The organism is Microbulbifer maximicatervae (SeqCode) (assembly GCF_056231245.1).
Window position 1 is genome coordinate 3,003,761 of sequence record NZ_CP174334.1, and the last position, 14,209, is coordinate 3,017,969.

At 47.9% G+C, this 14,209-nt stretch carries 9 protein-coding genes; 3 read left to right on the forward strand and 6 right to left on the reverse strand.

Features of this window, described 5'->3' with window-relative positions; all coding sequences use genetic code 11:
- Window positions 1-376: 376 nt before the first annotated feature.
- The 3 genes from ACJJIS_RS12940 to ACJJIS_RS12950 all read right to left on the reverse strand — a co-directional run bounded on the left by ACJJIS_RS12940 (window position 377) and on the right by ACJJIS_RS12950 (window position 7,622).
- Window positions 377-2,386 carry a tetratricopeptide repeat-containing sulfotransferase family protein gene (locus ACJJIS_RS12940; RefSeq protein WP_475710359.1) on the reverse strand — a complete coding sequence of 670 codons (2,010 nt, stop codon included), beginning with the start codon at window positions 2,384-2,386 and terminating at the stop codon, window positions 377-379.
- A 107-nt stretch (window positions 2,387-2,493) separates the two neighbouring features.
- Window positions 2,494-4,896: a TonB-dependent receptor gene (locus ACJJIS_RS12945; protein WP_475708294.1), complete on the reverse strand. Its 2,403-nt coding sequence runs from the start codon at window positions 4,894-4,896 to the stop codon at window positions 2,494-2,496.
- A 509-nt stretch (window positions 4,897-5,405) separates the two neighbouring features.
- Entirely contained in the window at window positions 5,406-7,622 is a 2,217-nt protein-coding gene (locus ACJJIS_RS12950) for a M3 family metallopeptidase (protein ID WP_475708295.1), read from the reverse strand.
- 892 nt (window positions 7,623-8,514) lie between these two features.
- Here ACJJIS_RS12950 and ACJJIS_RS12955 point away from each other — a divergent pair.
- Together ACJJIS_RS12955 and ACJJIS_RS12960 are read left to right on the forward strand one after the other, a co-directional pair.
- Entirely contained in the window at window positions 8,515-9,465 is a 951-nt protein-coding gene (locus ACJJIS_RS12955; protein ID WP_444932796.1) for a right-handed parallel beta-helix repeat-containing protein, read from the forward strand.
- A gap of 626 nt (window positions 9,466-10,091) precedes the next feature.
- A complete protein-coding gene (locus ACJJIS_RS12960) occupies window positions 10,092-11,048 on the forward strand; it encodes a right-handed parallel beta-helix repeat-containing protein (protein ID WP_444916151.1) in 957 nt (318 codons plus the stop codon).
- Window positions 11,049-11,157: 109 nt separating this feature from the next.
- On the opposite strand, the gene ACJJIS_RS12965 is transcribed toward ACJJIS_RS12960, so the two are convergent.
- The 3 genes from ACJJIS_RS12965 to ACJJIS_RS12975 all read right to left on the reverse strand — a co-directional run bounded on the left by ACJJIS_RS12965 (window position 11,158) and on the right by ACJJIS_RS12975 (window position 13,042).
- Window positions 11,158-11,586 carry a RidA family protein gene (locus ACJJIS_RS12965; protein WP_475708296.1) on the reverse strand — a complete coding sequence of 143 codons (429 nt, stop codon included), beginning with the start codon at window positions 11,584-11,586 and terminating at the stop codon, window positions 11,158-11,160.
- Entirely contained in the window at window positions 11,573-11,923 is a 351-nt protein-coding gene (locus ACJJIS_RS12970; protein ID WP_475708297.1) for a VOC family protein, read from the reverse strand. The genes ACJJIS_RS12965 and ACJJIS_RS12970 overlap by 14 nt, the downstream gene beginning before the upstream one ends.
- 147 nt (window positions 11,924-12,070) lie before the next feature.
- Window positions 12,071-13,042, reverse strand: coding sequence for a LysR family transcriptional regulator (locus ACJJIS_RS12975; protein WP_475708298.1), 972 nt, complete (start codon window positions 13,040-13,042; stop codon window positions 12,071-12,073).
- A 95-nt stretch (window positions 13,043-13,137) separates the two neighbouring features.
- On the opposite strand from ACJJIS_RS12975, the gene ACJJIS_RS12980 reads away from it, so the two are divergent.
- Entirely contained in the window at window positions 13,138-14,208 is a 1,071-nt protein-coding gene (locus ACJJIS_RS12980) for an alkene reductase (RefSeq protein WP_413665246.1), read from the forward strand.
- The last annotated feature ends 1 nt before the right edge of the window (window position 14,209 follow it).

A 14,209-nucleotide genomic window follows, 5' to 3' on the forward strand; every position in this document is an offset into this window, starting at 1 on the left:
TAGATGTCAGTAAATAATTAAGAAGTTAATTTATAGCAGTGTAAAACTGCTAACTTGCCAACACCTTGTAAATCCGCTCCGACCAAATGAAAATTCACAGAAAAAATTCGCTCAAAAAAATTCACCAGGGTTTGTTTATAGAAGGAAAGCCTGGATACATTTTAGCCGCCATTGAGTGTGACTATTGGATGAAATTGAATACAACTAAAGTACGCAAATCGCGCTCAGACATGACTCGGCCTTAGCATGAAAGACTTGTTGAGGAGGCTAAGCTGAAATTTGAAGGCGAGTAGGCATCAATCTTTGCCTTATCGACCCAATGCATCATCTTCCTGAATGGAACTAAAGAACTAACTGCCGCTAGGTCACATTCCAGTCAGGACGCCAGATATGCCTCTAACTCCTCAGACAATATTTCCTTTAAAGGCTCCAGCTCAGATTCAAAATGCTTCCACTGATCCGTACCGCTTCGGTATATGGGCTGGCGAACCTGCTCTGCACTAGGTGTACGCACGGCGCGTTCGGTACGGTGGAACTCCAGGCATTCTTCAGCAAATGGCAGGCCGCAGTAGTCCAGTAAACGACGCACCTGCCCTTCCAGGTCATTCACCACGTTTTCATAATGCACTCGCAGGACTTTACCCGGTAGCACTTGGTCCCAGTGATCCATCAAACGAACATAGTCGTGATAATATTCACCAATCTGCTCCAGACCATAGGTAAACTCCTGCCCCTCCGCAAACAACTGCTTAAATCCACTAAAGCAACAAGCCATAGGATGGCGGCGGGCATCGATAATTTTTGCATTGGGGAGCGCCAATTGAATTAAACCGATATGGCGAAAATTATTCGGCATCTTATCGATAAAGAAGGCAGCCTTACCACGATGTATTGCAGTTTCTTCGATATAGCGCTGGCCGATCTGTGCGAGCTGGTCGGCACTCAGCGCTTGCAGCACCCCCGGATAACGGGGTTCGTCACTGGTCCGTCGACGGCCATCCAAGCGGCGGGCGGAAGCCAGAATATTGTGCAACTCAAAAGTACCATCCACTTGCGGGTGGGAAGCGAGAATCTGCTCCAGCAGGGTAGAACCGGCGCGAGGCAATCCCACTATAAAAATCGGGTCTGGCGAATTAAAGCCGGAATTCAGGTTTTTGCTAAACAGTTCCGGCGTGCAGTGAGCAATTTGTAAATCTGTATCCCTGCGGTTTTGTTCAATGCTGTACTGGCACTCTTGCTGCTTTAGCCCATTCCCCAGCTCATACCAGGAAAAAGATTCTGTATATTGTCCGCGATCCTCCAGAGCCTTACCCAAAGAGAAGCAAAGGTGGTAACGATCTTCCCGCTCAGTGGCTGGCCCCCCTTGTAACTCTTGCATCTGCTCAATTTCAGCATCATCAAAGCGGTAAGTTTTCATATTCGCCAGGCTCCAATAGGCATCACCAAAATCCGGCCTGGACTCGTAAGAAGCCCGATAGGCATTAATGGCCTGGTCAGCTTCGCCTATCGTTTTAAGAGCGTGCCCCCGCTGCAGTAGGACGCCATGCAATCGGGGAGATTCAGCCAGGACCTGATCATAGATCTGCAATGCAGTCTGATAATCTCCAACCATGGCGCACTGCGTGGCGAAAAGAATGTCACTCTGCTGCCCACCCTGGCCATCCCGCAACATGCGGGCCTGCGCCAAGGCGGCGGCAAACTTCTGCCTCTTGCGCAATACACCGATATAATCGAAACGCGCCTGATGGAAGTGGGGGTTCATTTCGAGACAGCTTTCCAGCAGGAAAGCTGCATCATCGAGCACCCCCAGCTCGGCGCCAATTAATGCCAGCAAGCGCATTGCTTCTGGATGATGCTTATTCTTTTGCAGAAAACTGCGGCAAAGTTGCTCCGCCTTATATAGTTTCTTCTCATACAATAGGCTGGTGGCACTCAGTAGTGCTGGAGGCAGGCTTTGCAGATGCTGGAATTGGCGCAGGGCCTTTAGGGCATCGGGCTCTTTGCCTTGTGCCCGCAACCCCACAGCGAGCCCCTTCCAACTGGCATGTAGGGCCGGATTCAATTCCAGCGCCTGCCGATACGCCTCCACCTGCTCCGAAAGCCCGCCCAACTTGGCAAAGTTATGCCCCTGTTCCTGATAGGCACGGGCATGTGAGCTATCCAGTTTCAGCAACATGTCAATTACCGCCTGGGCCCGATCAGTACTCCCCAAATATCTCAGGCTCACCGCCAATAAATAATAGCTTTCCGGGTCACCCGGAAACTTGTCCACCAGCTGTTGAGCCTGTTCAGCAGCGCTGGAAAAACTCCGCCCCTTCAGCGCGACTCGGATTTTTTGGGTGAGTTCAGCCTGGAGGGCATCAGATTGGGAGTTGTGGGACTGCACTGACAAGGGCAATATCTCATTAGTTTGTAATTACATAGGGGGCGCGCACTGGGCACACCCCACTCAAACTACGCCCCTCAACATTGAATTACCAGAGGGGCTGCCAGTTAGAAATCGTAAGATACACGCAAGCCCACTGTACGAGGGCGGTTGGTGGTAATTCGCTTGGAATTATCCAGAGTATTAATAAACAACTCTGCGCGCTCATCAGTGAGATTCTCGACATAGAGCTCCGTACCCCAGTGGGATTCACGTAGACCGAAGGATGCATCCGCAGTTGTGTAGGCGTCCTGCTTATAGCGATCATTCGGGTCGATCACTATAGAACTCCAGGCTTCATCGCTATAGGCAACTCCGGCCTGCCAGTAGGCATCAAACCCGGCAAGCTCCCACTCGTAGCGAGCCCGCAGATTAAATTGCAGAGGAGGTGAAAGAGCCAGTTCACTACCTTCTGGGGCCACATTAGCTGCGCTTTCCGGCACATGGGTAATCTCGGTATCGTTGTAAGAAACAGCACCGATAAGTTGCAGGTTATCCGTGGGCAACCAGGTTACATCTGCCTCGATACCGCGAATCTCTGCATCCAGGGCATTATCCAGATAGAACAGGAAATAGACATCTGGATCAAATACCGCTGTCTGGATATCACTCCACTCTACATAGTAGATACTGCCATTAAACTGCAAGCTGTGATCCAGCAGTGTCGTTTTCCAGCCCGCTTCGTAGTTGTCGACGGTATCGGTAGTAATGGTGTAGGGAACGGTTGTGGTTTCGTTGCCATTACCTCCACCACGATTGTAAGCGGGAGGACGGAAGCCTTCTGAATAAGTGGCATACAGCAGCATGTCGTCAGTAGGTGTGTAACTGAGGGTGAATTTACTGATAACACCGCTCTCATTCATTGGCACATCAATCCCCATCTCATCCCACTTGGAATCGAGGTTATCGCCATACATATCCACGTCGACCCCACCGGCATTGCCAAATGAGGAATTGGCGGAGCCCAGCAGCTTCACATCAATATCGTAGTGGCGCAGGCCAACTGTAGCGCTGAGCTGATCATTGATGTCATATGTCAGCTCACCAAAAAAGGCCAACTGCTCTTCCTGACGGGTAATATCATTGAAAAACGCCACGCCCGCCGGCCGCGCACTAGTATCGATCGCGGTGGACTGCACCGGGTCGGTAGTATCAGGCGACCAGCCACGCGGATAGTTTTCTGGGAAGCCGAGATCGATGATTGAGGAGTAGACAAAGTTACCCTGATCAAGGATTTCAATATCCTCGTAGAAGGCACCAATGGTCAGGCGCAGCGGATTATCCTGCGGTGTGGAGAAACGCAGCTCGTGGCTGCTGCGTGTATTTTCCACAGTGCCAACGTAGCCTTTGGTGGGGTCATAGCAAGTATCCACGTAGTTACAGGTGTAGTAGGCCACGTAGTTGCCCACATCGTTGTAACCGGTGTAGTCCATAGACTGCTCCACCTCGCGATCGAGGTAGGCACCGGTATAAACCACATCCAAAGCGGCAATGCGGCCTTCCAGCGTCCAGCTTGTCAGGTCGAAGCTGTCTTCCAGGGAATCTTCGAAATAACGGCGCACTTCCAGATCACCTACCTCTTCCGGATCGTGATCGAAAACACCGTCGGCTTCCAGGTCCTGGTGCGTGTGCTGCACCAGTAGTGACCAATCATCGTTGATCACATAATTTACGCCAACGCGAACACCTTTGTAGCTGGAATCGTTAAAATCTTCCTCTACCAAATCTTCGTTGTTGGCACTGGCAACCGGCAGTCCCTCCCAGGCCGGATTTATAGAGGCATCCGGGGTGTAGGTGCCGGCCACATTATCAATATACCCCCCCTCATTGGACTGATAGGCTGCCATGCGCAGGGCCAGCCTGTCCTCAATCAAGGGCAGGTTGATCATGGTTTCCAAGCTATCGGACAACTCGCCACCTTTGGTGGTTGCCAATCCTGCTTCGATGCTGAGATCGAATTCATCCAGCTGCGGCTTATTGGTAATCAAGCGTACAGTGCCGGCCTGGGAACTGGCGCCAAATAGAGTGCCCTGGGGACCTTTCAAGACTTCGACCCGTTCAATATCGGTCACGTAAACATCCAGGTTTCTGCCACCAATACTCACCGGTGACTCATCCAGATAGAGAGCGACATTGGGCGCGGTGCCATTAGCTTGGGACAGCTGGGTGGCGATGGTCTCAGTGGCCATACCACGAATGTAAATGGAAGACTGCCCGGGACCACGACCACCGGCAGTGACATTGGGCATAAAACGGATGTAATCATCAAAGTTGGAGACGTTCAGATTGTCCAGGCTCTCCTCCCCCAAAGCTTGAACCGTCACCGGAATATCCTGTGCGCTTTCGGCTCGCTTGGTCGCAGTAACCGTCACCTCCTCGATTTGTCTCGGCTCAGCGAGTGTCGACTGGCTGCTCAATACTGCTGCGCCTGTCGCCAGTATGGCGCAGTGCAATTTGCTTTTCTCAAACACAGACTTCTCCTTGCGTTCATTTTGATTTTTGTTCCGCCCAATACCCCAAGGCCAGGGGCTCGATGCCCCTGCTCCAGCCGTACATTTGCTTAGTACTGTAATAATTTGCCAGAAGATACAGCGCTGATTCAGCGCCAAAATGAACTGATCTAACTAATGTAGAAAGGCAAAAATGCAGAAAAATAAGGCCGCCGGTACAAATTTTGGGCGGAATTCTATACAAAATTCTTCAAAAGTGAAAGTTTGTACAATTTTCACCCGGAAATATGGTTATTTTTCTGTGAGAAATTGGTGACTTTTTGGTATTTTTTAGGGATGTAATATTTTGAGATCAAAAAATTAGGCTACAAAGAATTAATAAACCTGTTGCCTGGATGGCGAGCTAAGCAGGCATAACCGCATAGGCGAAGGGGATCAATGCAAATACTGGAGAGGTTGCCGGGGAGAGAAACAAAAAAGGCCGCATCAATTGATGCGGCCTTTTTGGGGCTACTGTTAAGGACTCCCTGTTAGTCTTTAACAGCAACAGTAGTCTTTTTCTTTTCAGGGATCGGGAAGCCACGATCGCGCATTAACGCTTCGATATTGGCATCGCGACCGCGGAAAGAGCGGTAAGCGTCTGCCGGGTCCAACGCATTGCGAGGAGCGAACAAGTATTTAACCAGTCTCGCCGCCACTTCCTTATCGTAGAAGCCGCCTTTGGACTCGGCGAAAGCCTCAGAGGCATCGGAGGTCAGTACGTCGGCCCACATGTAGCCGTAGTAGCTGGCCGCGTAGCCTTCACCGGAGAAGATATGACCAAAATGAGGAGAGCGGTGACGCATCACCAGTTCATCCGGCATACCCAGCTTCTTCAAAGTTTCACGCTCAAACTTGTCTGGATCGATACCTTCAGGGTCAGCAGTGTGGAACTTCATATCCACCAATGCAGATGCCAGGTACTCAGTAGTGCTAAAGCCTGAGTTGAACTTGGCTGCTTTCTTGATCTTTTTCACCAGATCCGCAGGGATCGGCTCACCAGTTTTGTAGTGCACCAGATAGTTATCGATTACCGCATCGGTAGACAACCAGCGCTCCAGCAGCTGAGACTGGAACTCAGTGTAGTCACGCACACCGCCATTTAAGGTCGGGTAAGTGACGTTGGACGCAAGGAAGTGCAGCGCATGGCCAAACTCGTGGAAGAAAGTCTCTGCATCATCCCAGCTTACCAGTACAGGCTCACCGGGAGCGCCCTTGATAAAGTTGGAGTTGTTGGAAGAGAGAACGTTCTTCTTACCATCGAAAGTGGAGTGGTCGCGGTACATGGTTGCCCAGGCTCCAGAACGCTTACCCGCGCGAGCAAATGGGTCCAGGTACCAGAGGCCGATATGGTCGCCGCTCGTCTTATCGGTAACTTCCCAGACCTTAACATCTTCATGGAATACCGGTACTGAGCCTTCCTTCACTGGAGTGAACTCAAAATTGAACAGCTCTCCAGCCACATAGAACATAGCTTCACGCAGGTTATCCAGCTGCAAGTACTGTTTAACTTCATCGGAGTTCAGGTCGTACTTGGCCTTGCGAACTTTTTCTGCGTAGTAGCGGTAGTCCCAGGGCTCAATAGTGATATTGGCTTTCTCGGCATCAGCCACAGCCTGCATATCAGCCACTTCTTCTTTCACGCGACCAACTGCAGCCGGCCATACCGCTTCCATCAGCTCCATGGCACGCTCAGGTGATTTGGCCATACGATCACGCAAGCGCCACTGAGCGTAGTTGTCAAAGCCTTGCAGGCCGACACGCTCATCGCGCAGCTTCAGGATTTCAGCGATAATGGCGTTGTTATCGCGCTCATCACCATTATCACCACGGCTGTAGTAATTGGTCCAAATCTGTTTACGCAACTCGCGATTGTCAGAGTAAGTCAGGAAGGGATCCATGGAGGAACGGGTATTGGTAATCGCGTACTTACCTTTTTCGCCCTTCTCTTCCGCCATTGCTGCCGCTGCGGCGACAAAGGAATCCGGTAGGCCGCCCAGCTGATCTTTTGTCAGGAAGATATCGTAACCTTCCTCATCAGCCAGTACATTGTTGGAGAACTTTGTATAGAGCTCCGCCAAGCGCTTGTTGATTTCTGCATAGCGCTCTTTCTTTTCCCCTTCCAGGGTGGCGCCATTGGTTGCAAACTGGGTGTATACCAACTCAACTACGCGCTTCTGCTCAGCGTCCAGATCCATCGATTCACGCTGATCATAGATAGACTTGATGCGCTTAAAGAGGGCCTTGTTCTGGTAAATTTTGGACTCGTAGTCAGCCCACAGAGGTGCCAGTTCACGCTGGACCTTACGGAATTCCGGGGAGGACATATTGCCGGCCCAGATTCCATAATAAGAAGATGCACGCCCCAACTCCGCACCACTGCGCTCCATCGGAACAAAAGTATTGGCGAAGGTAGGCTTGGCAGGATCGGCGGCGATGGCGTCCAGCTCCGCCAAATTCATCTCAATACCCTTCTCAATTGCGGGCTTGAGATCTTCAAGATTCATCTTGTCAAACGCAGGAACACCACCAAAAGGACCTGTCCACTCCGCCAATAGCATGTTGCTGGCGTGCTCAGGACTTACAGCCATGGACTTCTCGGCATTCACGGTATCTTTGACCACCTCAGCCTGTTGTGTCTTTTCACCACAACCGCCCACTACCGCAAGAGCTGCGGCCACGGATAGTGCGATCATTGTTTGACGCATCGGTATCTCCTCTAGGATAGAGCTTTGTAATAGTTTTAAGAGCGGGAGTTTAACCCCAGTTGGCCTCTGCCCGCCAATACTACCGCCATTCTCAGCCAAGGCTGCGGCAGAGTGAAAGAAATACACGACGACCTCCTTCGACTTTGACCATACGGTCTAGGCTGCCCACACCTCTCCTATTCAATGGTCCCTTCTGAAGGAACCAAATCAAAAAATTCGGCCCATATCGCCTACTCGGTCATAGTCAGTTTACTTCCATCACCATCAGCAGCTCACTTAAACCCCAACACAAACAAAGCCTTCGGCAACAAGCTATTGCAGCTCCACATCCTTGTTTGCCTTTTTAAAAACTAAAGAGTATTACCTCGCACCTAAAACTGATGCTTTAAATCAGAGGAGCCCCCAGCAGGAAACCAAGTTTCATTTAAGACAATTAGCGACCAATAAAACCGCCCCCAAACTAAACACAAACAAACACATTTAAATATATTTAGGGAAACCTGCTCCCATTTATAATTAGATAAATTTTTCTCTATTGAAAATAGTCACCTCAATATAAAACCCTTGACTACCGGAAATATTCCCCTGCAGAGAAGTGTAATGAGCGACAACCGGTAAAAATATCAGAATATTTGCCATACGTATCAATGCACTTCGAAAATAAAGCTATAGACGCCAAGCAACCGCGCTTAACTTATGCGACTTTTCATAATTATCTCCATTAAAAAACACTATTAAAACTTCAAAACAATATTTATCTACTCAAGACAAATTGGGCAATATTTAAACAAAAAGCAGGCGCTCTTTTTTAGGCACAAATATCAACCCAGAAAACCTAGCTTTTTATTTTATTCATACTTTCGCTTAACTGATTAAAAGTAGGGAAAGACTCATGCAAAAGAAATCCATTTTACCACTTGGTGCAGCTGTTGCGGTTTTATCAATGGGTGTCGCCACAGGCTCACAAGCTCAGGCGGTTAGCTGCGGTGACGTAATAACCACTCCAACCACCCTCGATAGTGATTTAGTGTGCACTATTGCTGATGAATTTTCTGTCGCAATAGCAATTGAAGGGCCATCTGGCAGCCTTTCAATGGGAGATTACAGTTTGACCTGTTCCACCAATAAATTTGGCACAGGTATTATTTTACTGGAAAGTGGTGCGCGGCTTAGCGGGGGTAGCGTAATCGGTTGCGGCGACGCTGTGACTGTTGGAGGTGATGGTGGCCATTATGTTACAGGTGTCACTATCACTGATTCTGGTAATAATGCTGTTTATGTCAAAAGCAATTTCAATGTAGTCAGCAACATGACAATCACTGGAGGTAGTGGGGTTGTGGATGAAGGTATCCTAATCCAGGGTAACAACAATCTCGTCAACAACAATTTTGTTGGAAATACTGACAATCCTGGCATCGAAATTACAGGAGCCTACAATCATGTTTATTTTAACGAGGTCTATTTTTGTGCAACCGATGGAATTGTAGCTGGCGGTATTTTTTCACGTGTAACCCACAACACATCCAACTTCAATGGTTACCAAGGTATTTCAGTTGCTGGTAGCTACGGCACTATCGCGCAAAATAAGATTGCAGATAATGATTTTGCGGGAATCCAGCTACTACAGGGCGAATTCAATAATATTGCCAATAATAACGTTATTTATAATGGCACTTATGGGATATATATTGCGGACAGTATGCCCACCGACAATACGATTTCTGGCAACTTCTCCAAGGGCCATACCTACGACTTATATGATCCAGAAAACTTTGCTTGCATAAGCAGCAATACCTGGATAAACAATACATTCACCACTTCTGACCCGGGCTGCCTCGATTGAATTGATAATTTAAGACCATATAAGCATATGGCCAGCAAAAAAATCATTAATTGAGAATTTAAATGTACAAACGACCCTCTTTTAATTTCAAAAAGAGGGTCACCCTTAAACACACGACAATATCAACTAGGAAAATATACCGCAATCCTCTACATGTTAATTAACTCAGACAACAACGGATAACCCTACCTACCACTTTCGATCAGGTTCTAGCATAGTGAGTCCGCAGATCTTATTCTGGCATAAGATTTATATATTAATGTCTACAACCCCATGTACAACACTAGCGAACTCGGTATAGAAATAGAGATAATAGGGGCGCTCAACTAACCAATGGCAGTATTAACGGATTATATTTCAGTGTAGATAATCCAGTTTTCACTTCAAACAAATCATAGAAAACAATATATTCACAATATCTAACTCCTACTGTCTTGATTATGTAAACCAGAAAAATGAGGAGCTTTATATAATTTTCTGATAATTACACACAGGCCCCAGATGCACGCAAAAACCACCAAAAACTCCGTAGCGCTATAAAAGATATAGACAGCTAATACTACCCCATTAAAGTACATCACCGTATTAATATCTACACTTCTTATAGCTGTTAAAAGGAGTTACCCATGTTCTACCCTATCCAATACCCTAAAACCCTTTCCACAACTCTATTTACTTTAGGAGTCTCCCTATCATTAACGGTCAATGCCGTAGATTGCGGAGATGTAATTACCGAACCCGCCACCCTAACCGAGGATCTAGTTTGTGAGTTTACGGATGCTCCTGCCTTAACAATTCAGGGGCCAACTGGAAGTCTGTATATGAATGGACATTCCTTGACTTGCTTAGGATCAGATGCAGGCAATGGAATCGTGCTTATAGGCACATCAGCTGAGTTATCCACCGGAACAGTAAATGGTTGCAATGATGCAGTTTTACTCTTAGAGGCGGGTGGGCACACTGTATATGGCATAAATGCATTGCTTCCACTGGACGATGCCATTGTTGTAAGCAGTGATAGCAATATCGTCACAGGCAATTATGCACTTGGTGACGGGAATGACTCAGATGATGGAATCGATATCAATGGTAACCTTAATTTTATTTCCCAAAACATTATTGAGTTATCCGGTGACGAGGGTATGGAAGTTGACGGTACTTCCAATACAATAATCGGCAATACTATTACTGGGTCCGACAGTGATGGGGTCGAATTAGATGGAGATTTTTCTGTCTTTGTTTCAAACATTGTACAAGACAATGACAATACAGGTATTGAAATTGAAGGAAGCTCATGCACCGTTTCAAATAACACAACAACAGAAAATGGATCTTCTGGAATTTCATTAGAATTTTCCGCATCCAACAATGGCATCAGTCAAAATACCAGTAGTGACAATGGAGCTTACGGTATATTAGTTACCGGTGTTAACGCCATTGGCAATAACATTGTCTTTAACACTGCCACAGGAAACGGCTTATTCGACCTTGAAGATCTTTTTGAGAGTGAGGATTGTAGCGTTAACAATAACCTTTGGTCAGGCAACACCTTCTCATCAGCTGAGCCGAGCTGCCTTGAATAAACCCTAAGTTACGTCTGCCGGGGTTATTAGCCTTTAAACTAAGGCAATAACCCCGCCCCCCCTTACTGCCAATGCTACTATTTCAGGTCGGCATTACCCCCTTTTCAAATTAACTTTCAGAGACAACGGCATCCATCTCAATCTCCACTAACCAATTAGAGTCAATAAACCCCTTAACCTCCACAAAAGTACAGGCAGGGCGAATATCTGAAAATAGTTCCCCATGTGCCCTGGCCGCATCTTCCCAGCGCTTTATATCAACTAACATAATCCGGGTTCTTATAACGTCAGGCAGATGTCCACCAGCCTCCTTAAGAGCAGCGACAGCAATATCCAAGCAGAGTTTGGTCTGGCCATAAACATCACCGATAAAGGCAGTTTTGCCCTCCGATATAGGAGCGGTCCCCGATATAGCGATTTGCCCCCCGATCCTACAGGCTCTTGAAAACCCTATGGGATTCTCAAGGTATGAACCGGAGCTTATCAATTTTCTCACTTTAACTCCTTCTAACGAGTAAATACGGCTATTTATTTCCATCCAAATCCCTAAAATAGGCCTCATAAAAAGATTCCGAATTCCTATAGCCTGGATCACCTTCAGATGTCCCTCCAAGTCCAAGCGCTATAGAAAAAATCTTATCGACTTTATCAATACTGCCAACATTAAGGGCTAACATTGTACCGTTTCCAATACTCGCCGGCTTTTCATCATAGGGAGCAGTAACAGCAAGTTTTGTGGAGGAGCCTTTAAACTGCCAGAAAATAACTGTATCAGAGTGATAAACTTCCTCTGCAGCAATAGGGGCAAAAATCTTGCAATAAAACAGCCCCGCCCTGGGCAAGTTATTTGTACCTAATGTTATATGAGAAATCATGTCGTAAAGCACCCTATTGGGAAAGTAAAATCTAAGATTTTATGGTCTACCTGCTAAAGCAACTACTGTATTTCAAAGTTTTCAATCTGTGATCAGGTCTCTATTTAGTGAGAACGACACCTACAGATAATTGCCCCTACCTAAAATCTACAAATTCCCAGTAGTCAACGGGCAAGTCTCATATTGGCACAACTGGTGATCAGGACCGAACTCAAACCGGCCTTTAATTTCATTTAAATACTCCAACAGTGCCGAGACTCTCTTGGGCTTATTGACTCCGGGCCGATAGACTACATAAATTGGCATAAATATCGCGTGCCATTCGGGAAATATTCGTATTAACTCCTGCTTCTCCAACTCGCAGATCATGCTGTTAACCGGAATTTGAGCTATTCCCACCCCGCCAGCAGCAGCCCTTTTTGCCGTTTCTGGATTGCCACAATAGAAGTTACTTCGCACTTCGATAGATTCCGTTTTGTTTTCGGATACCAGAGTCCAAAAAGCAGACTCAGGGGCAGTCCCGGCTGTAATACAATTGTGCTGCCTGAGCTCCTGGGGTGACTCAGGTATTCCGTATTCCCTTAAATAGTCCGGACTGGCTACCAGAACCTGAGTCGTATACCCGATTTCTTTCGCCACCAAACGGTCATCGGCGATCTGCCCGACACGAATTGCCAGGTCTATACCCTGAATAAACAGGTCATCAAAAGTGTTGGATAGCTCCAGCGAGATTTGGGCTTTCGGCCACTGCTGGAGAAATGGAGGGAAAATATACTGGGCCAGGTAGCTCCCCATGGCCGGGGGGGCCGATACACGCAGCAACCCCTGTACTTGCTGCTCTATCTCCCGCACATCCTCGCGCAAGGATTTAAACTCCTCCACCAGTAAAGAGGCCCGGCGAAGGGTAACCCTACCCGCATCAGTGATCTCAATTTTCCGTGTAGAGCGCTCCAGCAGCTTGGCTTGCAGTTGCTCTTCCAGCTTCGAAATGGCTTTGCTCACTGTAGATTTGGGCAGCCCCAGCTCCTCGGCACACTGGGTGAGACTCAGCAGTCTGCAAGTGGTCACAAAGATCGATAAAGTTCGAAAGTCTATAGTTTCCAAATCGCGAACAATCAATTTCCAAACACCTTATTGTTTCCAATAAGCTGTGAGCTTAGTCTGTGCGCCATCGATAGACAACTGCTTTTCGTGACAACATTGAGGCACACAAGATGACTGCGACACAGGATCTGTTTACAGGTATTCAATTAGGTGATGTGAAGCTTGCCAACCGTGCGGTGATGGCCCCCCTGACCCGCGCAAGAGCTGAAAACCACGTACCTACCCCTTTAATGGCTGAGTACTATGCACAGAGGGCTGGCGCCGGCCTGATTATTGCCGAGGCAACTATGGTGGCAGAGGGAACTTCAGCCTTTATTTCTGAGCCAGGTATCTACTCCCAGGAACAGATCGAAGGCTGGAGACAAGTGACTGACGCCGTTCACGAGAGAGGCGGCAAGATATTCCTGCAACTTTGGCACGGTGGGCGAGCCAGTCACCCCGATTTGAATAATGGCACAACGCCGGTTGCAGCCAGCCCAATCGCCATTGACGATACGGTTCACACACCGGACGGAAAAAAACCTTACACCACCCCAAGACCCCTTGAAACTGTGGAGATCCCAGGAATTATCGCGGCTTTTAAACAGGGAGCAATCAATGCTAGAGATGCTGGCTTCGATGGAGTTGAGGTTCATGGTGCAAACGGCTATCTCTTGGACAGTTTTTTGCGGGATGGCTCAAACCTTAGAACAGACGAGTACGGTGGGTCTTTAGAGAATCGTGCACGCTTGCTGTTTGAAGTTCTGGAAGCCGTTATCGAAGTTTGGGGCTCCGGCAAAGTTGGATTGCGAACTTCTCCCCTAAACGGATTCAACAGCATGCGCGATAGCGATCCTGAGGGACACACTCGCTGGTTTGCATCAAAATTGAATGAATATAATTTGGCCTACTGGCACTTGATGCGAGCCGACTTCCTCGGCGAGCAACTCGGAGATGTATTGACTCCAGCAAGGGAACTGTATCAGGGCAATCTGATTGGCAATATGGGGTACGGGCGAGATGAGGCCAATACAGCCATTGGGCAGCAGCAAGTAGATGCGGTTGCCTTCGGCGTTCCATTCCTGGCGAACCCGGACCTGCTAAAGCGTTTTAAAGCCGATGCGAGCTTAAATGAAGCAGACCCAAACACCTTCTATACCGGTGGCGCAAACGGATATACCGATTACCCCACAATGCCCTAAC

Coding starts and splice junctions, on each gene's coding strand:
- ACJJIS_RS12965 (WP_475708296.1), bottom strand. CDS start 11,586: ATGGAAATAAATAGCCGTATTTACTCGTTAGAAGGAGTTAAAGTGAGA.
- ACJJIS_RS12955 (WP_444932796.1), top strand. CDS start 8,515: ATGCAAAAGAAATCCATTTTACCACTTGGTGCAGCTGTTGCGGTTTTA.
- ACJJIS_RS12960 (WP_444916151.1), top strand. CDS start 10,092: ATGTTCTACCCTATCCAATACCCTAAAACCCTTTCCACAACTCTATTT.
- ACJJIS_RS12980 (WP_413665246.1), top strand. CDS start 13,138: ATGACTGCGACACAGGATCTGTTTACAGGTATTCAATTAGGTGATGTG.
- ACJJIS_RS12950 (WP_475708295.1), bottom strand. CDS start 7,622: ATGCGTCAAACAATGATCGCACTATCCGTGGCCGCAGCTCTTGCGGTA.
- ACJJIS_RS12970 (WP_475708297.1), bottom strand. CDS start 11,923: ATGATTTCTCATATAACATTAGGTACAAATAACTTGCCCAGGGCGGGG.